Source organism: Klebsiella sp. AqSCr, from assembly GCF_008452795.1.
In the GTDB taxonomy this organism is placed as follows: domain Bacteria; phylum Pseudomonadota; class Gammaproteobacteria; order Enterobacterales; family Enterobacteriaceae; genus Klebsiella; species Klebsiella pneumoniae.
Map to the genome: position 1 here is coordinate 2,331,336 of NZ_MJDM01000005.1, position 24,329 is coordinate 2,355,664.

Below are 24,329 nucleotides of genomic sequence, written 5' to 3' on the forward strand. Positions count from 1 at the left end.
CCCTTTTACGTCTGGCGCAGCGTACAGACTTACACTTCCAGATCCGCCATATCGCCCTTCTCCTGCAGCCAGTTGCGACGATCTTCCGAACGCTTTTTGGCCAGCAGCATATCCATTATCGCCGTGGTCTGCTGCTCGTCCTCATCGCTGATCACCAGCTGCACCAGGCGGCGGGTATTCGGGTCAAGGGTGGTTTCGCGCAGCTGCATCGGGTTCATCTCACCGAGCCCTTTAAAGCGCTGGACGTTTGGCTTGCCCTTCTTGCGCTTTAGCTGCTCCAGCACGCCGGTTTTTTCTTCTTCCGTCAGTGCGTAGTAAACCTCTTTACCGAGGTCGATACGGTACAGCGGCGGTAGCGCCACATAGACGTGCCCCTCTTTCACGAGGGTACGGAAATGTCTTACGAACAGCGCGCACAGCAGGGTGGCAATGTGCAGACCATCGGAGTCCGCATCCGCCAGAATACAAATTTTACCGTAGCGCAGCTGGCTTAAATCATCGCTATCCGGGTCAATACCAATCGCCACCGAAATGTCGTGCACTTCTTGCGAAGCTAACACTTCATCGGAAGAGACTTCCCAGGTATTAAGGATCTTGCCCTTCAGCGGCATGATCGCCTGATATTCGCGATCGCGCGCCTGCTTGGCTGAGCCGCCCGCCGAATCCCCCTCGACAAGGAACAGCTCGGTACGGTTCAGATCCTGGGCGGTACAGTCCGCCAGCTTACCCGGCAGCGCCGGACCGCTGGTCAGCTTTTTGCGCACCACTTTTTTGGCCGCGCGCAGACGGCGCTGGGCGCTGGAGATGGCCATCTCCGCCAGCAGCTCCGCGGCCTGCACGTTCTGATTCAGCCACAGGCTGAAGGCGTCCTTCACCACGCCGGAGACGAACGCCGCGCACTGGCGCGACGACAGGCGCTCTTTGGTTTGCCCGGCGAACTGCGGATCCTGCATCTTCACCGACAGCACGTAGGCGCAGCGATCCCAGATATCTTCCGCTGACAGCTTCACGCCGCGCGGCAGGATATTACGGTACTCGCAGAACTCACGCATCGCGTCCAGCAGCCCCTGACGCAGACCGTTAACGTGCGTCCCGCCCTGCATAGTCGGGATCAGGTTCACGTAGCTTTCGGTCAGCAGTTCGCCGCCTTCCGGCAGCCACAGCAGCGCCCAGTCCACCGCCTCCGTCTCGCCGGAGAAGGCGCCGACGAATGGTTTTTCCGGCAGCAGCGGCAAGCCGTTCACCGCTTCGCTCAGGTAATCGTTCAGGCCATCGGCATAGCACCAGCTCTGCTCGCTGTTGTTCACCTGGTCGCGGAAAACAATTTCCACGCCCGGGCACAGCACCGCTTTCGCTTTTAACAGGTGGGTCAGACGTGAAACTGAAAAGCGCGGGCTGTCGAAGAAGCTTTCGTCCGGCCAGAAATGGACGCTGGTCCCGGTATTGCGTTTGCCGCAGGTGCCGGTGACGTGCAGGTCTTCCACTTTTTCACCATTTTCAAAGGCGATGCTGTAGACCTGACCGTCGCGACGCACGTTGACCTCCACGCGTTTTGACAGGGCGTTGACCACCGAGATCCCCACCCCGTGCAGGCCGCCGGAAAACTGATAGTTTTTATTGGAAAACTTACCGCCCGCATGCAGCCGGCAGAGGATCAGCTCAACCGCCGGCACGCCCTCTTCCGGGTGGATGTCGACCGGCATCCCACGACCATCGTCAATGACCTCCAGGGACTGGTCGGCATGAAGGATAACTTCCACGCGTTTGGCGTGGCCTGCCAGCGCTTCATCCACACTGTTATCAATAACTTCCTGACCAAGATGGTTAGGACGAGTGGTGTCGGTATACATGCCCGGACGGCGGCGCACCGGCTCTAGCCCGGTGAGTACCTCAATGGCATCAGCATTATATGAAGATTGCGTCATGGTGTGTATTCGTAGGTCGTTCAGGGCCGTTTAGCGCAGGCCGAGAAATTCGATAATCTGAGTGAAATGATCGTCAAAGCCGACAAATGCGTGATTACCGCCCTCCTCTACCGTCTGCCGGCAAGAGGCGTAGTAATGCACGGCCTGGCGGTAATCAAGCACTTCATCCCCGGTCTGCTGCAGCAGCCAGAGTAAATCCGGCGCTTCGAGCGGGTCGATTTGCATGACTTTGAGATCGTAAATATGGCGAGACTCTAGCACATATTGCTGCCCGGTGTATGGATTCTCATTGTGGCCGAGAAAATTGTTTAGTAGTTCAAACGGCCGCACCGCCGGGTTAACCACCACCGCCGGCAGCATAAAGCACTGCGAAAGCCAGGTCGCGTAGTAGCCGCCCAGCGACGACCCTACGACCCCCAGCGGCTCGCCGCCGTGCTCCAGCACGATGGACTCCAACAGCTCCGCCGTTTCCGCCGGGTAAGGCGGCAACTCCGGCACCACCATGGTGATCTCAGGATAGTGCTGCGCCAGCCAGGTCTTTAACGCCGTCGCCTTCGCCGAGCGCGGAGAACTGTTAAAGCCATGCAGATAAAGGAGCGTCGCCATCAGTAGCCTTCTGAAGCAATATCCGGATGAAACGCGGCGCCTTCCAGGCGGCACACTTCGGTGGTCAGCGTCCCGTCAGGGTGAAGCTCCAGCCAGCGCCAGCCCGGTGACACCGTATCCAGAGTGAAATTGGCACAGTGCGGTTTAAACTGGACGCAGGTCGACGGCGTCGCCATCATGCGCCGGCCATTCCAGTCGAGATCCAGTTCCTGATGAATATGGCCGCACAAAAGATGCTTCACCCGCGGCCAGGCGCTCAACGCGCTGTCCAGCGCGCCGGCATTGCGCAGACTATGCTGATCCAGCCAGCTGCAGCCGGCCGGCAGCGGATGATGGTGCAGCAGGAGTAAGGTATAGCGCTCCGGCGCCTCCGCCAGCTTATGTTCGAGCCACTCCAGCTGGAAGTCGCTCAGCTCGCCATGGGGAACGCCAAACACCTGGCTGTCGAGCAGCAGGATCTGCCAGCGATCGCCGAGAAACACGCGCTTGGCAGGGGAAATGCCCGCCTCCTGCAGGGTGCTGTACATCGCCGGCTGGAAATCATGGTTGCCCGGTAGCCAGACGCAGGGTGCAGCAAAACTCGCGATGCCCTCAGCAAAATGCTGATAGGCCGCGGAGGAGTGGTCCTGCGCCAGATCGCCTGTTGCGACAATCAGATCGCATGGACGCTGTGAGGCATGAATGGCCGACAGTACGGCCTGATAGCTATCCCAGGTATTGATGCCTAACAACGTTTCATGCTTTTCAGCAAACAGGTGAGTATCAGTAATTTGTAATATCCTGACTCTGGCCTCACCAGCCAGAGGTAGGTTTAACAGGCTTTCCAAATGGTGTCCTTAGGTTTAACGACGCTAACAAACCGGAATCGCCATCGCTCCATGTGCTAAACAGTAACGCAGCCAGTCGGCCAAAAACTGGTTAATTTGATGCTTTTCGTCGCGTTGATGCAACTTTTTATTAGGATAATCATATCGCGCTTTGAAGCGAAAGATCTGCTGACTCGAACACACTTCGGCCACCATGGCGTCATGGTAGAGGCGGACGGTCATCGATGGCAGGCTCCAGTAGCTCACTGCAGGCAGAGTCTGCTCTATTGCCACCAGAGTAGTGTAGCGGGTCGATTCAACTATCGTTAACCGATACTGCGCGCTTCCCACCTGATAGCTTACCTTCTCACCCGCTGCATCCGTTCGCGGCAACAGGCGGCGCAACTGCGCGAAGTTGGTCTCGCACAGGCGCATCATCTCAGGGAAGTCAGGTGTATAACGCTTCATTTTGTCCACTCATTTCGTAAATTGTGATAATGCAATTGCAGCCATTGCAAGGCGATGACAGAGGCTGCGTTGTCGATTTTCCCCTCTTCTACCCACTGGTAAGCCTGCTCCCGACTCACCACATGCACCCGAATATCCTCGTTTTCCTCGGCCAGGCCGTGAATGCCTTTTGCCGTCGATGCATCAACTTCTCCCACCAGGATCGATAACCGTTCGCTGGTGCCGCCGGGACTGGCCAGATAGCTTAATATTGGTTTCGTCCGCCCAACTTCAAGCCCGGCCTCCTCCAGCGCTTCCCGACGGGCAACATCTTCCACCGTTTCACCCGCTTCAATCATGCCGGCGACCATCTCCAGCAGCCACGGGCTCTCGCTGGTATCATAGGCGGCGATACGGATTTGTTCGACCAGCACCACTTCGTCGCGCACCGGGTCAAAGGGTAGCAAGACGGCGGCGTGCCCGCGCTCAAAAATTTCACGGGTGATTTCGCCACTCATGCCGCCGTTAAACAGGCGGTGGCGAAAACGGTATAAATCGAGCGAAAAAAAACCACGATATAGCGTTTCGCGTGCAATAATTTCTACATCATTTTTGGAGAAGGTAATTCCCTGCTGCGTGGGTTTGCTCATTGTCATGTCCTGCGAATCTGAAATTAGGGATTTCCAAACCGTTTGGCTACCGTTTTACGGTCCGTATGTTAGATTGGTGCAAATTACCGCCGGATGGCACGTAACGCCAACTTTTTACGGCGGCAGAATCGATACAATCAGCGGAATTTTTCTTAGAATTAGACCAGCGCTAAATGCTTCACAACAAGGAATGCAAATGAAGAAATTGCTCCCCATTCTTATCGGCCTGAGCCTGACCGGGTTCAGCGCCATGAGCCAGGCGGAAAACCTGCTTCAGGTTTACCAGCAGGCACGCATCAGCAACCCCGATCTGCGTAAATCGGCAGCCGATCGTGACGCCGCGTTCGAAAAGATCAACGAAGCGCGCAGTCCATTACTGCCTCAGCTTGGGCTGGGAGCGGATTATACCTATAACAATGGCTATCGCGACAGCAACGGCATCAATTCAAACGTCACCAGCGGCTCGCTGCAGTTAACGCAGGTTCTGTTTGATATGTCGAAATGGCGCGCCCTGACGCTGCAGGAAAAAACGGCAGGGATTCAGGATGTCACGTATCAGACCGATCAGCAAACACTGATTCTGAATACCGCGACGGCCTATTTTAAAGTGCTGGCCGCCATCGACACGCTCTCCTATACCGAAGCGCAGAAACAGGCTATTTATCGCCAGTTGGATCAAACCACGCAGCGCTTTAACGTAGGCCTGGTGGCGATCACCGACGTACAGAACGCCCGTTCACAATACGATGCCGTGCTGGCGAACGAAGTCACCGCGCGTAACGATCTCGACAACGCCGTCGAAGAACTGCGTCAGGTCACCGGTAACTACTATCCGGAGCTGGCCTCCCTGAACGTGAATGGCTTCAAAACCAACAAGCCGCAGGCGGTCAACGCCCTGCTGAAGGAAGCGGAGAACCGCAACCTGTCGCTGCTGCAGGCGCGTCTGAACCAGGACCTGGCTCGCGAGCAGATTCGCCAGGCGCAGGACGGCCATTTGCCGACGCTCAGCCTATCCGCGTCGAGTGGGATATCGAATACTAGCTACAGTGGTTCAAAAACCCATAATAATCCTCAGCAATACCAGGATAACGATGCCGGGCAGAACCAAATCGGCCTGAACTTCTCTCTGCCACTGTACCAGGGCGGCGCGGTGACCTCGCAGGTCAAGCAGGCGCAATACAACTTCGTCGGCGCCAGCGAGCAGCTGGAAAGCGCCCACCGCAGCGTCGTGCAGACTGTGCGTTCATCGTTTAACAACGTGAACGCCTCCATCAGCAGCATCAACGCCTACAAACAGGCGGTGGTCTCTGCGCAAAGCTCCCTGGATGCCATGGAAGCTGGCTACTCGGTGGGTACGCGTACTATCGTTGACGTCCTCGACGCCACCACTACGCTGTATAACGCTAAGCAGCAGCTCTCGAATGCGCGCTACAACTACCTGATCAACGAGCTGAACATTAAGTCGGCGTTAGGTACCCTGAACGAGCAGGATCTGGTCGCCCTGAACAACACGCTGGGTAAACCCATCTCCACCTCCGCAGATAGCGTCGCGCCGGAAAATCCGCAACAGGATGCCACCGCTGATGGCTACGGCAACACTACCGCGGCGGTGAAGCCGGCGTCCGCACGGACCACCCAGAGCAGCGGCAGCAATCCGTTCCGTCAGTAATTCTCATATTGTGATGCGCATCGCCTGTCCGTCGGACAGGCGATGCGTTAAACGTAAGGCAACGTAAAGATCCCCCGCTTAGCGCCCCTCTTCGCTTCATTTTCCACCACTCATCCTCTATCCTGAGCGTTAACACACGCCATACCACTGGGTCCTGGAAGACAAATATGAAACGGACAAAAAATATTAATCATTCGTCGTTCCGCAAAAGCTGGAGCGCACGCCATCTGACGCCGGTCGCGCTGGCCGTCACCGCGGTCTTTATGCTCGCCGGTTGTGAAAAAAGCGACGAAACGGTGTCGCTGTACCAGAACGCCGATGACTGCTCCGCCGCCAACCCTGGCAAAGCAGCCGAATGCACCACGGCCTACACCAACGCGGTAAAAGAGGCAGAGCGCACTGCGCCGAAGTATGCCACCCGCGAAGACTGCGTCGCCGAGTTTGGCGAAGGCCAGTGCCAGCAGACGCCAGCCCAGGCGGGCGTCGCCCCGGAAAACCAGGCGCAGGCGCAAAGCAGCGGCAGCTTCTGGATGCCGCTGATGGCCGGCTACATGATGGGCCGCCTGATGGGCGGCGGCATGGCGCAACAGCAGCCGCTGTTCAGCTCGAAAAATCCGGCCAGCCCGGCCTACGGTCAGTACACTGACGCCAGCGGCAAGAGCTATGGCGCCGCCCAGCCGGGCCGCACCATGAATGTGCCGAAAACCGCGATGGCGCCGAAGCCAGCCACCACCACCACCGTCACCCGCGGCGGCTTTGGCGAGTCGGTAGCGAAACAGTCGACCATGCAGCGTAGCGCCGCAGGCTCAACGTCCTCTTCTCGCTCAATGGGCGGCTAAGCAACATGGAAAGAGTCAGTATTACCGAGCGCCCGGACTGGCGCGAGAAAGCGACCGAGTACGGTTTCAACTTCCATACCATGTACGGCGAGCCCTACTGGAGCGAAGAGGCGTATTACAAGCTGACCCTCGCGCAGGTGGAAAAGCTGGAAGCGGTCACCGCTGAGCTACATCAGATGTGCCTCCAGGTGGTGGAAAAAGTGATCGCCAGCGATGAGCTGATGACCAAATTCCGCATCCCTAAACACACCTGGGGTTTTGTACGCCAGTCGTGGAAAACCAACCAGCCGTCGCTCTACTCACGTCTCGACCTGGCCTGGGATGGCGTCGGCGAACCGAAGCTGCTGGAGAACAATGCCGACACCCCGACCTCGCTGTATGAAGCGGCCTTCTTCCAGTGGATCTGGCTGGAAGATCAGCTCAACGCCGGCAAGCTGCCGGCGGGCAGCGACCAGTTCAACAGTTTGCAGGAAAAGCTGATCGATCGCTTCGGCGAGCTGCGCGAGCAGTTTGGCTTTCAGCTGCTGCATATGGCCTGCTGCCGCGATACCGTTGAAGATCGCGGTACCGTGCAGTATCTGCAGGACTGCGCCGCTGAAGCGGGGCTGGCGACGGAATTCCTCTACGTTGAAGATATCGGCCTGGGCGAAAAAGGCCAGTTTACCGATCTGCAGGATCAGGTGATTGGCAATCTGTTCAAGCTCTATCCGTGGGAGTTTATGCTGCGGGAGATGTTCTCCACCAAGCTGGAAGACGCTGGCGTCCGCTGGCTGGAGCCGGCGTGGAAAAGCATTATCTCCAACAAGGCGCTGCTGCCGATGCTGTGGGAGATGTTCCCCAATCACCCTAATCTGCTGGCGGCCTACTTCAGCGAAGATACTCACCCGGAGATGGAGAAGTACGTCATTAAGCCAATCTTCTCCCGCGAAGGTGCTAACGTGTCGATCGTTGAAAATGGCAAAGTGGTGGAGGCAGTAGAAGGCCCGTACGGGGAAGAAGGCACCATCGTGCAGGCGTTTTACCCGCTGCCGAAGTTTGGCGATAGCTATACGCTGATTGGCAGCTGGCTCATCAACGACCAGCCTGCAGGGATCGGTATTCGCGAAGACCGGGCGCTGATCACCCAGGATCTGTCGCGCTTCTATCCGCACATTTTCGTCGAATAATGCCGCGCTCCGGCGACGGTAAATGCCGCCGGAGCGCGCTATCATCAGGCGCCAACCAACACCGACAGCATGCTCAGCGAGCCCATCTCGATACCATCGACCGGGATCGTCATCGCCTCAACGCCATCCCACGTCCCCAGGACATACAGCAGCGGCAGGAAATGCTCCGCCGTCGGATTGGAGAGCGAGCCCCCTTCGTGTGCCAGGTAGTTAACCAGCGGGTGCTGCTCGTCCAGCCCCTGCCATTGCAGATTCGCTTTCACGTAGTTATTGAAGGACTCTGCCCAAGGGTACGGCGTGTTCTCGCCATGCCAGCGGGCGGTGCGCAGGTTATGCACCACGTTGCCGCTGGCCACCAGCATAATGCCTTCATCACGCAGCGAGGCCAGTTTCCGCCCCATTTCGAGATGCCAGGCCGGCGGTTTGGTGCTGTCGATGCTCAACTGAACCATCGGGATATCCGCCTGCGGATACATTTTAATCAGCACGCCCCACGAGCCATGGTCAAATCCCCAGGCTTCTGTATCGAGGGTGACCGGCACCGGCGAGAGCAGCTCCACCAGCCGTTGCGCCAGCGCCGGAGAGCCCGGCGCCGGATAATGCGTGTCATACAGCGCCTGCGGAAAACCGCCGAAGTCATGAATGGTCTTCGGCGCCTCCATCGCCGTTACGCCCGTACCGCGCGTAAACCAGTGCGCAGAGACCACCACGATCGCTTTCGGACGCGGCAGGGTTTCGCCCAGTTGAGCCCAGGCGCGGGTATAACGGTTGTCTTCCAGCACGTTCATTGGGCTGCCATGGCCGAGAAACAACGCGGGCATTCGGGTACGGGACATGATGATATCCTTAGGGTGTCAATGTGATGTGCTCACATTACGCGCTTTTGCGCCAGGATAAACTCAGATAACCATGATGATGATCGTCAGAAAATTTGAATGTAATTCGCGGTAAAGGGACGTGTCCCGTACGCGCATCCTCAGGCAATATACTCGTATGTAATTATTTTCACAGGGAGAGAAGCGATGTCATCACCCTTAATATTGACGCTGTTAGCCGGTAGCGCAACCTTCATTGGCGCCATATTCGGCGTGATTGGCCAGAAACCCTCTAACCGCCTGCTTGGCTTCTCCCTCGGCTTTGCCGCCGGGATTATGCTATTAATTTCGTTGATGGAAATGCTGCCTGCCGCGCTGGCCGCCGAGGGCATGTCGCCGCTGCTCGGCTACGGAATGTTTGTTGTCGGCCTGCTGGGTTACTTTGGTCTTGACCGCCTGCTGCCGCACGCCCACCCGCAGGATCTGATGACTCCCGCCATGCCGCGCCCGCGCAACTTACGCCGCACCGCTATTCTTCTGACGCTGGGGATCAGCCTGCATAACTTTCCGGAAGGGATCGCCACCTATGTCACGGCCAGCAACAACCTCGAGCTTGGCATGGGCGTCGCCCTTGCCGTCGCCCTGCACAATATTCCGGAAGGACTGGCGGTTGCCGGACCGGTGTATGCCGCCACCGGCTCGCGCAGCAAAGCGGTGCTCTGGGCCGGGCTTTCCGGCATGGCGGAAATTTTGGGCGGCGTGCTGGCGTGGTTGATTCTGGGGAGCCTGGTCTCGCCGCTGGTGATGGGCGCGATCATGGCTGCCGTCGCCGGGATTATGGTGGCGCTGTCGGTCGATGAACTGATGCCGCTGGCGAAAGAGATCGATCCGCAAAGCAATCCAAGCTACGGCGTCCTGTGCGGGATGTCGGTCATGGGGCTGAGCCTGGTGGTACTCCAGACGATGGGCATCGGTTAAAGCGCAGAAACAACACAGCCCACTAACAAGTGGGCTGTGCTCGGGCATAGCGAACCGCTATTTAGCTGGCTTTACGCTCATGTTCGCGACGATAGGCCACCAGATCTTCAATCGTGACTACCGCCATATTGTGCTGCTGAGCGAACTTGATGCACTCCGGCGCGCGGGCCATGGTGCCATCGTCATTGGTCAGCTCGCACAGCACGCCTGCCGGTTTAAAGCCAGCCAGGGTCACGAGGTCGATAGTGGCTTCGGTGTGGCCGCCGCGGGTCAGTACGCCGCCCGGCTGCGCACGCAGCGGGAAGACGTGACCTGGACGGTTGAGATCGGAAGGTTTCGCGCCGTCGGCGATGGCCGCGCGGACGGTGGTCACGCGGTCGGCAGCGGAGACGCCGGTGGTCACACCTTCGGCCGCTTCGATGGTCACGGTGAAGCCAGTGCCGTAGGCGCTGGTGTTGTTCTCTACCATCATCGGCAGATCCAGCTGTTTGCGGCGTTCTTCGGTCAGGCACAGGCACACAATGCCGCTGCCGTGACGAATGGTCAGCGCCATCTGCTCAACGGTCATGGTTTCGGCGGCGAAGATCATATCGCCTTCGTTTTCACGGTCTTCATCATCAAGCACCATCACGCCGCGGCCTTCGCGCAGGGCGTCCAAAGCGTGTTCCACACGTTCAAAAGCGGTACCAAAAGAAGAAAGGAGCGTCTGATTCATGGTAAAAAAACCTCATTAAAATTATGGTTACCAGAATCAGGGCAGTCTTAGGAGCGCCGGTTTAGCGGCAAAAGTCAACGCGAGCGGGCCTGGGCCCGACTGTGCCGTTACTCTCTCCCATCCGGACTTTAACCGTCGGCCCCGGAATTACACCGGATCTGCTGACCTTCCCGTAGTCACGGGAAGCGCTCGCGGGCTTTCAACGCCATGGTTGATTTACCGCCGGTGGGGAATTTCGCCCCGCCCTGAGAATAAGCGAGATAACTATAACGCTATTGACTATCCTCGGCAATGCATAAGCTTCAAACATTTCTGGTTTATAGGCGGCCTGGTTCGCACTACAATGATCAATCATCCGACCCGAGCAGGAAACCACCATGATTGACCCGAAAAAAATTGAACAAATCGCCCGCCAGGTCCATGAGTCGATGCCAAAAGGACTTCGCGATCTGGGTGAGGATGTTGAGAAGAAAATCCGCCAGGCGCTGCAGTCGCAGCTGACCCGTCTGGATCTGGTTAGCCGCGAAGAGTTTGACGTGCAGACTCAGGTGCTGCTGCGGACCCGGGAAAAACTGGCGCTGCTGGAGCAGCGCCTGAATGACCTCGAAAACCGCCCGGCGACGACGCCGGGCAGCGAAGAGCAGCAGTAAAAAACGGGCCCCTGGGGGCCCGTTTTGCGTTTGGCTTAATGGGCGGCTTCCGCCTGACTACTCACCTGGCGACAGTACAGTTCATAGCGCTGGCAAAACCATTCACGATGTTCTTCATCCATATTGCCGACAATGGCCTGAAGATCAATTGGCTGGCCCTGGGCGTGCATTCTGGCGAAACTCCGCGCCAAAAAATCAAAATTCTTCATTGAATACATATCGTTATGGTTCATGCGCATACTCCTTCAGCGGTGGATGTTCTGATCAGTCATATGCCTTTTACTCACTTCAGTATTTACGCTTACCTTAACGCGATTTGTACGAAAAATGCGCTTAACATGATTATTTATTGCGCTAAATCATTTTCCACATGATTAAATAAAAACGGCCCGCGATACGTCTATCGCAGGCCGTGATGCTTCACCGTACAAACCGGTGAATAGCGAAAAGCTTATTTGTCGCTATCTTTTTGTATTTTCTTAATAATATTGGTAGTTGAGCAGCCATCTTCAAAGTTGAGCACCAGCACTTCGCCACCGTTCGCCCAGACCTCTTCGCTGCCGGCGATCTGCTCCGGTTTGTAGTCGCCGCCCTTGACCAGCAGATCCGGCAGGATGCCAGCGATCAGGCGCTGCGGAGTATCTTCTTCGAAGGAGACCACCCAGTCGACGGCTTCCAGCGCCCCCAGCACGATCATCCGCTGTTCCAGCGGGTTCACCGGGCGGGTTTCGCCTTTCAGACGTTTGGTGGAGGCATCGCTGTTGACCGCCACGATCAGACGGTCGCCCAGCTTGCGCGCATTCGCCAGATAGGAGACATGACCGGCATGCAGAATGTCGAAGACGCCGTTGGTCATCACCACTTTCTCGCCGCGCTTGCGCGCCGCCGCAACCGCCTGTTTGAGCTCCTCTTCGCTCATCACGCCAAAGCCGGTCTCAGCCCGGCCGCGGACCGCGTTTTCCAGCTCGACAGGGGAAACGGTGGATGTACCCAGCTTACCGACCACCACGCCCGCCGCGGCGTTAGCGAAATAGCAGGCCTCTTCCAGGGTGTTGCCGGACGCCAGGGTCGCCGCCAGCACGCCAATCACCGTGTCGCCGGCGCCGGTCACGTCGTACACTTCCTGGGCCTGGGTCGGCATATGCAGCGGCGGACGCCCCGGCTGCAGCAGCGTCATCCCCTGCTCAGAGCGCGTCACCAGCAGCGCCGACAGTTCGAATTCGGCGATGAGCTTCATGCCGCGCTCAACGATCTGCGCTTCATCCTGGCACTTGCCCACCACCGCTTCAAACTCAGAGAGGTTCGGGGTGAGCAACGTCGCGCCGCGATAGCGTTCGAAATCGGTGCCTTTCGGATCGATCAGCACCGGCACGCCCGCTTCACGTGCGAGTCGGATCATGGTCTGGACGCTGGTCAGCGCCCCTTTGGCATAGTCCGAAAGGACCAGCGCGCCAATAGAGCCCAGCGCCTGCTGAATGCGCTCGTGCATCGGCTGCGGATCGACGCCGGAGAAGCCCTCTTCAAAGTCGAGGCGGATCAGCTGTTGATTGCGCGACAGCACCCGCAGCTTGGTGATAGTCGGGTGAGTCGGGACGGAGACGAAGTCGCACTTCACATTGACGTTGGCCAGCGCCTGGCTCAGCGCGCGGGCGGCGTCATCAATCCCGGTCAATCCCACCAGGCGCGAGGTTGCCCCCAGCGAGGCAATGTTCATCGCTACGTTTGCCGCGCCGCCAGGACGTTCTTCGATATTTTCCACCTTCACCACCGGCACCGGGGCTTCCGGGGAAATACGACTGGTGGGGCCGTACCAGTAGCGGTCCAGCATCACATCACCCACCACCAACACTCCTGCACGTTCAAACTCCGGCAGCGTTACTTTCATGACTCTCTCCTGCGAGACGCAAACTTTGCGCGCGATAATAGCACACCCGATTTTATAGTTAAGCCATCAGCCATTTCTGCCAGCTGGCGCTGACCTGCTCGCGCTCCCGGCTGAAGGCCTCTGGCGCCACGTGTCCCGGCAGCTCCTGCAGGGCCAGGTGATGGAGCGCGTCACGCAAGGTGGTGTACGCGTGCGTTAAGGCGCGCGCTTCCTCCTCGTCCATGATGTCGTTCTGCGCCAGCAGCTCGAGAATACGCACATTATCAGACCAGCGGGTCAGCTTCGGCTTGTCGCTGGCATAGCGTAGGACCAGATACTGGGTAATAAATTCAATATCCGTGATCCCGCCGGCATCGGCTTTGATATCAAAACGATTGGGATGCTTGTTGCCGAGGTGGGCGCGCATCTTCTCACGCATCTCGCGAACCTCGGTCTGCAGGGTTGCGCCCTCCCGCGGGGTGGTCAGGATATCGCGACGAATGGCGTCAAAGCGCGCCTGCAACGCCGGGTCGCCATAGACCACGCGGGCGCGCACCAGCGCCTGATGCTCCCACGTCCAGGCCTCGTTCTGCTGATAGTCGGCAAACGCGTCAGCGGTGGTAACCAGCATCCCCGCCGCGCCGGAAGGGCGCAGCCGGGCGTCCACTTCGTAGAGAATACCGGACGAGGTGCGGGTGCTGAACAGATGCATGATCCGCTGGGCCAGCCGCAGGTAGAACTGACGGCCGTCAATCTCCCGCTCGCCGTCGGTCATCACCTCCGCCGGACAGTCATGGAGGAACACCAGGTCGAGATCGGAGCTGTAGCCCAGCTCCCAACCGCCGAGCTTACCGTAGCCGACGACGGCGAAGCCGCGCCCCTGGCGATCGTGCAGATGGGTCGGCAGGCCGTAGCGAGCCACCATCTGCCCCCATGCCTGCTGCACCACCGCATCGAGGATCGCTTCGGCAAGCCAGGTTAAATGATCGCTGACCTTCATCACCGGCAGGGTGCCGGCGATATCCGCCGCCGCGATATGCAGCTGCTGCGCCTGCTTGAACTGGCGCAACGCCTCCAGCTGCTGCTCTTCATCCTCTTCCGGCACCCGCAGCAGATACTGACGCAGCTCGTCGCGATAGGCATCGGTCGCCGTCGGCTGATAGAGGGTGTTGGGATCCAGCAGCTCATCCAGCAGCAGCGGGTGGCGCGCCAGCTGGCTGGCGACCATCGGCGATGCCGCGCAGAGCGTAATCAGGTGTTTCAGCGCGCCGGGGAATTCGCTCAGCAGTTCAAGATAGGTGGTGCGGGTGACGATCCCGGTCAACAGCGGCGTGATCCGCGCCAGAGGCAGCGGCGCATCGGCGCGCGAGCAGATTTCGCTCAACAGATGCGGCATCAGCTGATCCAGCACCTGGCGGCCGCGCGGGCCGATGGTGCGCCGATCCAGCTCTTTGCGGAAATCGGCAATCAGCGCCAGCACGCTGCGGCGGTCGGCGTCGTTTAAATGCGCCAGCGCCGGACTGGCGTCATCTTCTTCCAGCGCATCCTGCCACAGCTCGCGCCAGTACTCGGCCAGCTGCTCATCTGGCGACTGAGCCTCGTCATCGCCGATCAGTTCATTAAACACCCGCCGTACGTTGGCCATATGGTTCGCCAGCTGCGCGCTCAGCGTCTCCCAGTCATCGGTATGCATCCCCCACGCCAGTCTGGCGCGGTTCAGTTCATCCTGCGGCAGGGTCTGGGTCTGTTCATCGTTGATACTTTGCAGCAGGTTTTCCAGCCGGCGCAGGAACAGATAGGCCGCGCGCAGCAGGGTCGCGTCGCCTTCCGGCAGCAGATGCAGCTCATCAATCGCCGCCAGTGTCGGCAATAGCGCGCGCTGCTGCAGCGCAGGTTCGCGACCGCCGCGGATCAGCTGAAAGACTTGAACGATAAATTCAATTTCACGAATGCCGCCGGCGCCGAGCTTGATGTTGTCTTTCAGCCCGCGACGCCGCACTTCACGGGCGATCATGCCTTTCATGTTACGCAGCGACTGGATCACGCTGAAGTCGATATAGCGGCGGAAGACGAAGGGGCGAAGCATCGCGCGCAGTTCGCTGGCGTAGGCGCCGTCGTTATCGCCCATGATCCGCGCTTTCACCATCGCGTAGCGTTCCCAGTCCCGCCCCTGCTCCTGGTAATAATCTTCCAGCGCCGCAAAGCTGAGCACCAGCGGCCCGCTGTCGCCAAACGGCCGCAGGCGCATGTCCACCCGATAAACAAAGCCGTCCTGCGTCGGCTGATCCAGCGCCTTGATAAGCCGCTGCCCCAGGCGGGTAAAGAACTGGGCGTTATCCAGCTCGCGGCGGCCGCCGCGGGTGGCGCCATGCTCCGGCCAGGCAAAGATCAGATCGATATCGGAAGAGAAGTTCAGCTCGCCGCCGCCCAGCTTTCCCATCCCGAGGATCAGCAGCGGCTGCGGCTGACCCTCGGCGTTGCATGGCGTTCCCCACTCTTTACAGCAGGCGGCGTACAGCCAGTCGCGGGCGGCGACAATCAGGGTCTCCGCCAGGACGCTCAGCTGCTGCAGCGTCTCTTCTTCGCGCACCAGCGACAAGGCCTGCGCCCAGGCGATGCGGACCATCATCTGGCGGCGGAAGAGACGCAGCTCTCGCATCAACCCCGCTTCGTCAGTGACGGCCTGCAGGCGCTCCTGCAGCCAGGCTTCGTAATGCCGCCACTCTTCCGCCGCCGGCGCGGAGTCCGCAAGCTCATTCAGCCAGCCCGGCTGAGCGATCACACTCTGTTCGACAAAATCGCTGAACGCCATCACCGACCTGGCCTGTGGGCTCAGTTCGGCAACGGGAAAATCCGTTGGCAGACGGTCAGCGACCGTCTGCCAGTGCTGCTGTAACTGCGGAGAAAGCGGCATCATAAGGGCTCCCTGGCCTGTAATTATCGTTTTCCACTATGCAGCCAGAACGGCTCGGCAGCCAGCGCCTTGCGACGGAAATATTCAAACACGCTGCGGTCGTCATGCTCTATCGCACGCTGAAGTTCCTGCCAGTTCTCCAGCCAGGGCGCGACGGCGTCGCCATAGGCGCCCGCCAGCAGTTGGACGCTGTCGATGTCGCGGGACAGCTTCGGCAACTGGTCAGCGGCATCTTCTATCGCCAGATGCTGCACGGCGCTGCGCAGCTCGGCCGCCACCCGCGAGAGGTGAATATCGGCAAACCGTTTGAACGATCCGGCTATTTTTTTCTCTCCCGCCTCGTTGAGGAACGAACGCCACCCGCGCTGGACCAGCCATTCGGTCAGGGCCAGTTTGGCGCCAACGACCTCGGTGCGGAATAACGCTTCGTCGGCGGTGTCCGCAGCCAGCAGAACGGCGTCGGCGTCGTTCAGCAACGCGCGGAGGTGGGTGGTCGCCTTACGCGGCACGATGCCGCCAAACAGCACGAGGGCATGGCGCACGCGGGCTATCGCCAGCAGAATTTCCGCTTTGGCTTTTGCGTTGCCGCGCAGCCAGATCTCGTCGTGATATAGCCAGTGCGCCAGGGCGCTCTCCAGCGCCGCCTCCAGCCCCTGCTCCACGCTGGCCTTCGCTGCCACCGGCAGCACCGCCAGCCGGGTCACCGGACGCTCATTGTTACCTTGCGCCAGATGATACCCGCGCGCGGCTTTGCTCAGGCTCCCCTGACGCAGGACGCCGCTCTCCAGCAAACGATGCGCGAGGCGTAGCAGATCGGCGGTCTCCCCGGCGAGCAGCTCCAGCTCCAGTTCGCAGATCGGCTCCTGATGTTCGCCCGCCTTTACTTCGCCGCGATCGAGGGCAATCTCAATCTCACTCTTTCCTTCCTGGATCACCCAGCGTTCACGGGCAAAATCGGTGCTGAACAGCGGCTGGACATGCTCCGCCAGCGCGGCCGGAAGTTCCCCTTGCGGCCAGACCTCCGCCGGCAGGCGCTCAAGCGCCAGCTCCGGTTTAGCCAATGGAATATTATATTCCGGGCGCTGGTGCAGGCCGCCGACCACCCGACCGGCGATTTTCAGCGTCATCTCATAACGCCCCTGATCGCCGCGGATGCGCAGCCCCATATCGTGACGACGCAGCCAGTTATCGGCGGTTTCGTAATAAATGTTCAGCAACTGGCCCGCGGGCGTATGTTTCGCCTCGAGCGCATTGAGCTGCTCGCGCAGCGTCTCTACCCCATCCTGAGCGACGATAAACTTGAGTTCGATTTCTTGAGCCATGACTGAATTCTTCCGCTTCTGTGCTGCGCCGACAAATTGCGGCGAACTTACGACAATATTTTTTGTCAGTAGATAGTATTTTGCGGTGAATCGCCATGCAACGCGCTTTTTGCCGGGCCACCTCCTGGATGATTCCGATTGTGGCGGAAAACTTTGCGTCGCTCTAGCGATGCCTCTACTATCGTTCCACTTTTTATGACCAAACGATGACCTGATGCCAAAATTACGCCTGATTACTTTTACTTTGCTCGCGCTTAGCGCCGCCACGGCGGTTCACGCAGAAGAAAAGCGCTACGTTTCCGATGAGCTGAACACCTGGGTTCGCAGCGGCCCGGGCGATAATTATCGTCTGGTCGGCACCATCAACGCCGGGGAAGAAGTGTCGGTACTGCAAACGAACGACAGCACCAGTTACGCGCAAATTCGCGACAGCAACGGCCGTACCGCCTGGATCCCGCTGAAAGAGCTGAGCAACGAGCCCAGCCTGCGCACCCGCGTCCCGGATCTGGAAAACCAGGTCAAAACGCTGACCGATAAGCTGAATAACATCGATGCCACCTGGAACCAGCGCACGGCGGATATGCAGAAGAAAGTCGCCGGCAGCGACAGCGTGATTAACGCGCTGAAGGACGAGAACCAAAAGTTGAAAAACGAGCTGGTTGTCGCGCAGAAGAAGGTGAATGCGGCAAATCTGCAGCTTGATGATAAACAGCGCACCATTATCATGCAGTGGTTTATGTACGGCGGCGGTGTGCTGGGCGTCGGTCTGCTGCTCGGTCTGGTGCTGCCGCATCTGGTGCCAAGCCGCAAACGCAAAGACCGGTGGATGAACTAATTCGTCTTCTCTGCCAGACTTACGTATCATCTTGCGAAAAACGGATACGGGAGAATCAGGCGTGAAGAGTTATCTGGTCGGTGGCGCGGTGCGTGACGCGCTGTTAGGGCTGCCGGTCAAAGACCGAGACTGGGTGGTGGTGGGCGCCACCCCGCAACAGATGCTAGACGCGGGCTATCAACAGGTAGGCCGCGATTTTCCCGTGTTCCTCCATCCGCAAAGCCGGGAAGAGTATGCCCTGGCCCGCACCGAGCGCAAATCCGGCGCGGGCTATACCGGTTTTACCTGCTATGCCGCCCCGGACGTCACCCTCGAAGCCGATCTGCTGCGCCGCGACCTGACGGTCAATGCCCTCGCCCAGGATGCCGACGGCGCAATTATCGACCCCTACGGCGGACAGAACGATCTCCGTAAGCGCCTGCTGCGCCATGTCTCTCCCGCGTTTAGTGAAGATCCGCTGCGCGTGCTGCGCGTCGCGCGCTTTGCCGCCCGCTACGCCCACCTCGGTTTTCGCATTGCCGAAGAGACCCAGGCCCTGATGGCCGCGATGGTTGAGGCCGGCGAGCTGGCGCATTTAACGCCGGAGCGGGTGTGGAAAGAGACGGAAAGCGCATTAACTACTCGCAACCCGCAGGTCTTTTTCCAGACGCTGCGCGACTGTCAGGCCCTCAAGGTGCTGTTCCCGGAGATTGACGCCCTGTACGGCGTGCCGGCCCCGGCGAAATGGCATCCGGAAATCGATACCGGCCTGCACACCCTGATGACCGTCACGATGGCCGCGATGCTGTCGCCGGATGTCGACGTACGTTTCGCCACCCTGTGCCATGACCTCGGCAAAGGGCTGACGCCGAAGGCGCTCTGGCCGCGTCACCACGGCCATGGTCCAGCGGGAGTCAAGCTGGTGGAGCAGCTCTGCGCGCGTCTGCGGGTGCCGAACGATATCCGCGATCTCGCGAAACTGGTGGCGGAGTACCATGACCTAATCCACACCCTGCCGATTCTGCAGCCGAAAACCCTCGTCAAACTCTTCGACAGCATTGACGCGTGGCGCAAACCGCAGCGCGTGCAGCAGATCGCGCTCACCAGCGAAGCCGACGTCCGCGGACGCACCGGTTTCGAGGCCAGCGATTACCCGCAGGGGCGCCTGCTGCTGGAGGCCTGGGAAGTGGCGCAGTCGGTCTCCACTAAAGAGGTCGTGGCGGCGGGCTTTAAAGGGGCGGAAATTCGCGAGGAGCTGACGCGGCGGAGAATTGCGGCGGTAGCGCAGTGGAAGGAACAGCGTTGCCCCCAGCCGCAAGGCTGAGGGCGCAGGCCTTAGAAGAAGACCACGTACACCGCTGCCGCGACGATAAAGCGGTAGATAGCGAACGGAATGAACGAGATCCGTTTGATCAGCTGCAGGAAGGTTTTAATCGCAATCAGCGCCACGATAAACGCCATCACGAAGCCGACGGCGAACATCGGGACATCGCCCATGTTCAGGAAGCCGATGCTCTTGTAGACGTCCAGCACGGTGGCGCCCATCATCATCGGTACCGCCAGCAGGAAAGAGAACTCCGAGGCCGCATAGCGGCTGACGCCCATCAGCATGCCGCCGGAGATAGTCGCCCCCGAGCGGGAGAAACCTGGCCACAGCGCCAGGCACTGAAAGCAGCCGATGACGAACGCCTGACGGTAGGTCATATCGTCAATCCCGACCGCGCGCGGCTGTTTCGGCTTCAGCACTTCCGCTGCAATCAGCAATACGCCGCCGACAATCAGGGCGTACATCACGTTCACCGGGTTAAACAAGGATTTAATGGTGTCATGGAAAATCAGCCCCATCACCACCGCGGGGATCATGCCGAGAAGGATATGGATAAGCGACAAACGGCCGCTGCCCTGGCCTTCATGCGCCGGCGGTTTCCCGAAATGGATGCCGATCAGGCCGAACAGGCGACGCCAGAACATCACCACCACGGCGAGTATCGAACCTAACTGAATCACCACTTCAAAGGTATTTGCGGTATCACCTTCAAACCCCAGCAGGTGACCAACAATAATCATATGACCGGTACTGGAAACAGGTAAAAACTCTGTCAAACCCTCAACCACACCCAATATTGCCGCCACCAGCAGCGAGTGTATATCGCTCATCCAATTAAACCCTTTAAAAAAGTAAAATGAAAAAAACCAGGAACACGGTATCGTTCAACAGGCACAACCCGGCTGCCAGAGCGCGCGTAATCCGCAGCGTACAGTAAGTACACACGGATTCGTCCACCGTTCTGGAAGGACATCGCCAGTAAAATTGCCTGATGACCGGATGCTATGACCGGTATAAACGCAATTTGTTTAACAAGTATGACCTGAAAAGTTTTGTTTCAGATTAAGGCCACGTTCAATAATCACCCCGACGTTTGCCGCGCGAGCCACGGCGCCAGGTTTGCTGACTTTTATGCGCACCCATGGCGACTGGAATGTTTCCAGCAGCAGGTCGGCCACCTCTTCCGCCACCCGCTCCACTAACGCAAATTTCCCCCCCTCCACATGCGCGATCACGCGCTCGCTGATATCAGCATAGCTGAGGCAATCGCTGACATCATCGCTGGCGGCCGCCTTGCGGTTATCCCATGCAATTTCGATATCGAACACCAGCTTCTGCTCAATGGTTTGTTCCCAGTCATAAACACCGATGGTGGTGATTACCGAAAGTTGCTCTATAAATACAATATCCATCACGCCCTGCCTGCTTTTTAGCTAAACCGGATACCACTTCCGGCGAATTATGCGTATTATCCACAGATGCAGAGAATACAACGACATTTTCAAAACGGAACAGCGTTATGAGTGCAATCGCGCCTGGACTGGTACTCCTCGCCTACCTCTGCGGCTCCATTTCCAGCGCCATTCTGGTATGTCGCCTTGCTGGCCTGCCCGACCCACGCGACAGCGGCTCAGGCAACCCCGGGGCCACTAACGTACTACGAATTGGCGGAAAAGGGGCGGCCGTAGCGGTACTTATTTTTGATGTGCTGAAGGGCATGCTCCCGGTGTGGGGCGCCTGGGCGCTGGGCCTTACGCCGTTCTGGCTGGGGTTAGTGGCGATTGCCGCCTGCGTGGGCCATATCTGGCCAGTCTTCTTTCATTTCCGCGGCGGTAAAGGCGTCGCCACGGCCTTCGGCGCTATCGCCCCCATCGGGCTCGATCTCACCGGGGTGATGGCCGGGACCTGGCTGCTGACCATCCTGCTCAGCGGTTACTCTTCCCTGGGCGCTATCGTCAGCGCGCTGATCGCCCCGTTCTACGTCTGGTGGTTCAAACCGCAGTACACCTTTCCGGTGTCGATGCTCTCCTGCCTGATCCTCCTGCGCCATCACGACAACATTCAGCGTCTGTGGCGCCGCCAGGAGAGCAAAATCTGGACCCGCGAGAAGAAGAAAAAAACGCCAGAGCAGAAGTAATCTCCCCTCCCGGCTCCGCCAGCCGGGGAACTCCCCTGCGCTAATCGCGCCTTTCATCCGCCCTTTTACGCTTCCTCGCCATCAAAGGCGATCATCGCCACATCCTCCTTTTGTAACAATACGTTAGCAGCATGGAAAGGCAAAAGTTGCGCTGGCGGCTGGCGGCGCGGCGCAACCCGATCCGCCGCCTTTTCCGCCGCGCCCAGGCTGCGGATCAGGATATTGACGGCAAAGATTATCCGGGTGAATAATCCGGAGCGGTTATGCCGCTTTCCCCTCGCGCCCGTCGCGACGCTCCGGGTTACGGATGACATAAGCGTTTCGTATGACCGGGATAAACTCCCGCCGATCAATACTCATTGCTGCTGTTTTATCTTGATTTTGCAGGGGCGCAACATTGCACGGCACCGTGTTACCACCACTCAAAAAAGGCTGGCAGGCCACGCTGGATCTCCGCTTTCACCAGGCCGGCGGCAAGACCGTTCTCGCCAGCGCCCAACACGTCGGCCCGCTGACCGTCCAGCGCCCGTTTTACCCGGAAGAAGAGACCTGTCACCTCTATCTGCTTCACCCGCCCGGCGGCATCGTCGGCGGTGATGAGCTGACAATTAGCGCGCACCTTGCCCCCGGCTGCCATACGCTGATAACCATGCCTGGCGCCAGCAAGTTTTACCGCAGCAGCGGCGCGCAAGCGCTAGTTCGCCAGCAGTTGACCCTTGCCCCACAGGCAACCCTGGAGTGGCTCCCGCAGGATGCCATCTTCTTTCCCGGGGCGAATGCCCGGCTGTTCACTACCTTTCATCTTTGCGCCTCCAGCAGGCTGCTGGCCTGGGATCTGCTCTGCCTTGGCCGCCCGGTGATTGGCGAAACCTTCAGCCACGGCACCCTCAGCAACCGGCTGGAGGTATGGGTGGACGATGAGCCGCTGCTGGTCGAGCGCCTGCAGCTGCAGGAGGGAGAGCTCTCCAGCGTCGCCGAACGTCCCTGGGTCGGCACTTTGCTGTGCTATCCGGCTACCGATGCCCTGCTCGACGGGGTGCGCGACGCGCTGGCGCCGCTCGGTCTCTACGCCGGCGCCAGCCTGACCGACCGCCTGCTGACGGTGCGTTTCCTCAGTGACGATAATCTGATTTGCCAGCGGGTGATGCGCGACGTATGGCAGTTTCTGCGCCCTCATCTCACCGGTAAATCTCCCGTACTTCCCCGAATCTGGCTGACTTAAGAGAACGTTATGGAACTGACCCCCCGAGAAAAAGACAAGCTGTTGCTGTTTACCGCCGCGCTGGTGGCGGAGCGTCGCCTGGCCCGCGGCCTGAAGCTCAACTATCCGGAGTCCGTGGCCCTCATCAGCGCCTTTATTATGGAAGGCGCTCGGGACGGCAAAAGCGTGGCCTCGCTGATGGAGGAAGGCCGTCACGTCCTGACCCGCGAGCAGGTGATGGAGGGCGTCCCGGAAATGATCCCGGATATCCAGGTCGAAGCCACCTTCCCGGACGGCTCGAAGCTGGTCACCGTTCACAACCCGATTATCTGAGGTAGCGCCATGATCCCCGGTGAATATCACGTTAAGCCCGGTCAGATAGCCCTGAATACCGGCCGGGCAACCTGTCGCGTGGTCGTTGAGAACCACGGCGATCGGCCGATTCAGGTCGGTTCGCACTACCATTTCGCCGAGGTTAACCCGGCGCTGAAGTTCGACCGTCAGCAGGCCGCCGGCTATCGCCTGAATATCCCGGCGGGCACGGCGGTACGCTTTGAACCCGGCCAGAAACGCGAGGTCGAGCTGGTGGCCTTCGCCGGTCACCGCGCCGTCTTCGGCTTCCGCGGCGAGGTTATGGGCCCTCTGGAGGTAAACGATGAGTAATATTTCACGCCAGGCCTATGCCGATATGTTCGGCCCAACCGTCGGCGACAAGGTGCGCCTGGCGGATACCGAGCTGTGGATCGAGGTGGAGGACGATTTGACCACCTACGGGGAAGAGGTCAAATTCGGCGGCGGCAAAGTGATCCGCGACGGCATGGGCCAGGGACAGATGCTGGCCGCCGACTGTGTCGACCTGGTGCTCACCAACGCGTTGATCGTCGATCACTGGGGGATCGTTAAGGCCGATATCGGCGTGAAGGACGGCCGGATCTTCGCCATCGGCAAAGCCGGCAACCCCGACATCCAGCCCAACGTCACCATCCCCATCGGCGCCGCGACGGAAGTGATCGCCGCCGAAGGAAAAATTGTCACCGCCGGCGGGATCGATACCCATATTCACTGGATCTGTCCGCAACAGGCGGAAGAGGCGCTGGTCTCCGGCGTGACCACCATGGTCGGCGGCGGCACCGGCCCGGCCGCGGGCACCCATGCCACCACCTGCACCCCGGGCCCGTGGTATATCTCACGCATGCTGCAGGCGGCCGACAGCCTGCCGGTCAATATCGGCCTGCTGGGCAAGGGCAACGTTTCTCAGCCGGATGCCCTGCGCGAGCAGGTGGCGGCGGGCGTTATTGGCCTGAAGATCCATGAGGACTGGGGCGCCACCCCGGCGGCGATCGACTGTGCGTTAACCGTCGCCGATGAAATGGACGTCCAGGTCGCCCTGCACAGCGACACCCTGAATGAATCCGGTTTTGTGGAAGACACCCTCGCCGCCATCGGCGGGCGCCCCCTCCACACCCATCTCACCCAAAGGAGCG

28 protein-coding genes and 1 riboswitch are annotated in these 24,329 nt (G+C 59.3%); of the genes, 14 read left to right on the forward strand and 14 right to left on the reverse strand.

The genetic code is table 11. From position 1 onward, the window contains the following. Positions 1–29 precede the first annotated feature (29 nt). Genes parE through nudF form a run of 5 tightly spaced genes read right to left on the reverse strand, consistent with a single transcriptional unit; the run spans position 30 to position 4,434 of the window. Positions 30–1,925 (reverse strand): DNA topoisomerase IV subunit B, encoded by a 1,896-nt coding sequence (gene parE / locus BHE81_RS15360; RefSeq protein WP_002916844.1) that lies wholly within the window; start codon positions 1,923–1,925, stop codon positions 30–32. Between the two features lie 30 nt (positions 1,926–1,955). Further along, the gene (gene yqiA, locus BHE81_RS15365; protein ID WP_002916845.1) at positions 1,956–2,531 is read right to left on the reverse strand and encodes an esterase YqiA; all 576 of its coding nucleotides are present in this window, start codon (positions 2,529–2,531) and stop codon (positions 1,956–1,958) included. Continuing rightward, positions 2,531–3,358 carry a 3',5'-cyclic-AMP phosphodiesterase gene (gene cpdA, locus BHE81_RS15370; RefSeq protein WP_002916846.1) on the reverse strand — a complete coding sequence of 276 codons (828 nt, stop codon included), beginning with the start codon at positions 3,356–3,358 and terminating at the stop codon, positions 2,531–2,533. Before cpdA ends, yqiA begins: the two co-directional genes overlap by 1 nt. 24 nt (positions 3,359–3,382) lie before the next feature. Then, entirely contained in the window at positions 3,383–3,805 is a 423-nt protein-coding gene (locus BHE81_RS15375) for a DUF1249 family protein (protein WP_002916847.1), read from the reverse strand. After that, positions 3,802–4,434, reverse strand: coding sequence for an ADP-ribose diphosphatase (gene nudF / locus BHE81_RS15380; RefSeq protein ID WP_002916848.1), 633 nt, complete (start codon positions 4,432–4,434; stop codon positions 3,802–3,804). Before nudF ends, BHE81_RS15375 begins: the two co-directional genes overlap by 4 nt. A gap of 196 nt (positions 4,435–4,630) precedes the next feature. On the opposite strand from nudF, the gene tolC reads away from it, so the two are divergent. From tolC to BHE81_RS15395, 3 genes are all read left to right on the forward strand, one after another. After that, a complete protein-coding gene (gene tolC / locus BHE81_RS15385) occupies positions 4,631–6,103 on the forward strand; it encodes an outer membrane channel protein TolC (RefSeq protein WP_004174363.1) in 1,473 nt (490 codons plus the stop codon). A gap of 167 nt (positions 6,104–6,270) precedes the next feature. Then, positions 6,271–6,942, forward strand: a complete 672-nt coding sequence (locus BHE81_RS15390; protein ID WP_002916849.1) for a DUF1190 family protein — start codon at positions 6,271–6,273, stop codon at positions 6,940–6,942. A 5-nt stretch (positions 6,943–6,947) separates the two neighbouring features. Continuing rightward, the gene (locus tag BHE81_RS15395; protein WP_004144540.1) at positions 6,948–8,108 is read left to right on the forward strand and encodes a glutathionylspermidine synthase family protein; all 1,161 of its coding nucleotides are present in this window, start codon (positions 6,948–6,950) and stop codon (positions 8,106–8,108) included. A gap of 44 nt (positions 8,109–8,152) precedes the next feature. On the opposite strand, the gene ygiD is transcribed toward BHE81_RS15395, so the two are convergent. Continuing rightward, positions 8,153–8,944: a 4,5-DOPA dioxygenase extradiol gene (gene ygiD, locus BHE81_RS15400; protein ID WP_004174357.1), complete on the reverse strand. Its 792-nt coding sequence runs from the start codon at positions 8,942–8,944 to the stop codon at positions 8,153–8,155. A 186-nt stretch (positions 8,945–9,130) separates the two neighbouring features. Here ygiD and zupT point away from each other — a divergent pair, with 186 nt between their 5' ends. Continuing rightward, complete coding sequence (gene zupT / locus BHE81_RS15405) at positions 9,131–9,901, forward strand: zinc transporter ZupT (protein WP_002916852.1); 771 nt, start codon at positions 9,131–9,133, stop codon at positions 9,899–9,901. 61 nt (positions 9,902–9,962) lie between these two features. Here zupT and ribB read toward each other — a convergent pair whose 3' ends face one another. Beyond that, positions 9,963–10,616, reverse strand: coding sequence for a 3,4-dihydroxy-2-butanone-4-phosphate synthase (gene ribB, locus BHE81_RS15410; RefSeq protein WP_004185664.1), 654 nt, complete (start codon positions 10,614–10,616; stop codon positions 9,963–9,965). 105 nt (positions 10,617–10,721) lie between these two features. Continuing rightward, positions 10,722–10,873: riboswitch (FMN riboswitch) on the reverse strand. A 120-nt stretch (positions 10,874–10,993) separates the two neighbouring features. Between ribB and ubiK the strand changes: the two genes are divergently transcribed. Then, a complete protein-coding gene (ubiK, locus tag BHE81_RS15415) occupies positions 10,994–11,266 on the forward strand; it encodes a ubiquinone biosynthesis accessory factor UbiK (RefSeq protein WP_004174355.1) in 273 nt (90 codons plus the stop codon). A gap of 35 nt (positions 11,267–11,301) precedes the next feature. On the opposite strand, the gene glgS is transcribed toward ubiK, so the two are convergent. After that, positions 11,302–11,499, reverse strand: coding sequence for a cell surface composition regulator GlgS (gene glgS / locus BHE81_RS15420; RefSeq protein ID WP_004174354.1), 198 nt, complete (start codon positions 11,497–11,499; stop codon positions 11,302–11,304). On the opposite strand from glgS, the gene BHE81_RS28260 reads away from it, so the two are divergent. Beyond that, the gene (locus tag BHE81_RS28260; protein ID WP_004144536.1) at positions 11,491–11,640 is read left to right on the forward strand and encodes a hypothetical protein; all 150 of its coding nucleotides are present in this window, start codon (positions 11,491–11,493) and stop codon (positions 11,638–11,640) included. The genes glgS and BHE81_RS28260 overlap by 9 nt on opposite strands. 77 nt (positions 11,641–11,717) lie before the next feature. On the opposite strand, the gene hldE is transcribed toward BHE81_RS28260, so the two are convergent. The 3 genes from hldE to BHE81_RS15435 are packed head-to-tail and all read right to left on the reverse strand — an operon-like array spanning position 11,718 to position 17,366. Then, a complete protein-coding gene (gene hldE, locus BHE81_RS15425) occupies positions 11,718–13,151 on the reverse strand; it encodes a bifunctional D-glycero-beta-D-manno-heptose-7-phosphate kinase/D-glycero-beta-D-manno-heptose 1-phosphate adenylyltransferase HldE (RefSeq protein WP_002916858.1) in 1,434 nt (477 codons plus the stop codon). Between the two features lie 58 nt (positions 13,152–13,209). Beyond that, a complete protein-coding gene (gene glnE, locus BHE81_RS15430) occupies positions 13,210–16,047 on the reverse strand; it encodes a bifunctional [glutamate--ammonia ligase]-adenylyl-L-tyrosine phosphorylase/[glutamate--ammonia-ligase] adenylyltransferase (RefSeq protein ID WP_002916860.1) in 2,838 nt (945 codons plus the stop codon). A gap of 20 nt (positions 16,048–16,067) precedes the next feature. Next, positions 16,068–17,366 carry an inorganic triphosphatase gene (locus tag BHE81_RS15435; RefSeq protein ID WP_023342606.1) on the reverse strand — a complete coding sequence of 433 codons (1,299 nt, stop codon included), beginning with the start codon at positions 17,364–17,366 and terminating at the stop codon, positions 16,068–16,070. Between the two features lie 214 nt (positions 17,367–17,580). On the opposite strand from BHE81_RS15435, the gene BHE81_RS15440 reads away from it, so the two are divergent. Next, complete coding sequence (locus BHE81_RS15440; RefSeq protein WP_002916862.1) at positions 17,581–18,201, forward strand: TIGR04211 family SH3 domain-containing protein; 621 nt, start codon at positions 17,581–17,583, stop codon at positions 18,199–18,201. A gap of 61 nt (positions 18,202–18,262) precedes the next feature. Further along, positions 18,263–19,504: a multifunctional CCA addition/repair protein gene (locus tag BHE81_RS15445; RefSeq protein WP_023342605.1), complete on the forward strand. Its 1,242-nt coding sequence runs from the start codon at positions 18,263–18,265 to the stop codon at positions 19,502–19,504. Between the two features lie 11 nt (positions 19,505–19,515). Here the strand turns inward: BHE81_RS15445 and bacA are convergent, their stop codons facing one another. Beyond that, the gene (gene bacA, locus BHE81_RS15450; RefSeq protein WP_004144532.1) at positions 19,516–20,337 is read right to left on the reverse strand and encodes an undecaprenyl-diphosphate phosphatase; all 822 of its coding nucleotides are present in this window, start codon (positions 20,335–20,337) and stop codon (positions 19,516–19,518) included. Between the two features lie 198 nt (positions 20,338–20,535). Further along, positions 20,536–20,919: a bifunctional dihydroneopterin aldolase/7,8-dihydroneopterin epimerase gene (gene folB / locus BHE81_RS15455; RefSeq protein WP_004150923.1), complete on the reverse strand. Its 384-nt coding sequence runs from the start codon at positions 20,917–20,919 to the stop codon at positions 20,536–20,538. A gap of 107 nt (positions 20,920–21,026) precedes the next feature. Between folB and plsY the strand changes: the two genes are divergently transcribed. Beyond that, a complete protein-coding gene (plsY, locus tag BHE81_RS15460; protein ID WP_015958998.1) occupies positions 21,027–21,644 on the forward strand; it encodes a glycerol-3-phosphate 1-O-acyltransferase PlsY in 618 nt (205 codons plus the stop codon). Positions 21,645–21,775: 131 nt separating this feature from the next. Further along, positions 21,776–21,895: a hypothetical protein gene (locus BHE81_RS28265; protein WP_020324810.1), complete on the forward strand. Its 120-nt coding sequence runs from the start codon at positions 21,776–21,778 to the stop codon at positions 21,893–21,895. Positions 21,896–21,905: 10 nt separating this feature from the next. On the opposite strand, the gene BHE81_RS15465 is transcribed toward BHE81_RS28265, so the two are convergent. Then, entirely contained in the window at positions 21,906–22,052 is a 147-nt protein-coding gene (locus BHE81_RS15465) for a short-chain dehydrogenase (protein ID WP_004144529.1), read from the reverse strand. On the opposite strand from BHE81_RS15465, the gene BHE81_RS15470 reads away from it, so the two are divergent. From BHE81_RS15470 to BHE81_RS28795, 4 genes are all read left to right on the forward strand, one after another. Continuing rightward, positions 22,042–22,866, forward strand: a complete 825-nt coding sequence (locus BHE81_RS15470; RefSeq protein ID WP_002916869.1) for an urease accessory protein UreD — start codon at positions 22,042–22,044, stop codon at positions 22,864–22,866. The genes BHE81_RS15465 and BHE81_RS15470 overlap by 11 nt on opposite strands. A gap of 9 nt (positions 22,867–22,875) precedes the next feature. Then, complete coding sequence (locus BHE81_RS15475; protein ID WP_002916871.1) at positions 22,876–23,178, forward strand: urease subunit gamma; 303 nt, start codon at positions 22,876–22,878, stop codon at positions 23,176–23,178. A 9-nt stretch (positions 23,179–23,187) separates the two neighbouring features. Continuing rightward, positions 23,188–23,508 (forward strand): urease subunit beta, encoded by a 321-nt coding sequence (locus BHE81_RS15480; protein ID WP_002916872.1) that lies wholly within the window; start codon positions 23,188–23,190, stop codon positions 23,506–23,508. Further along, positions 23,501–24,329, forward strand: an 829-nt coding sequence (locus BHE81_RS28795) for an urease subunit alpha (protein WP_228268719.1), incomplete at its 3' end; no start/stop codon positions are given. The genes BHE81_RS15480 and BHE81_RS28795, both read left to right, overlap by 8 nt.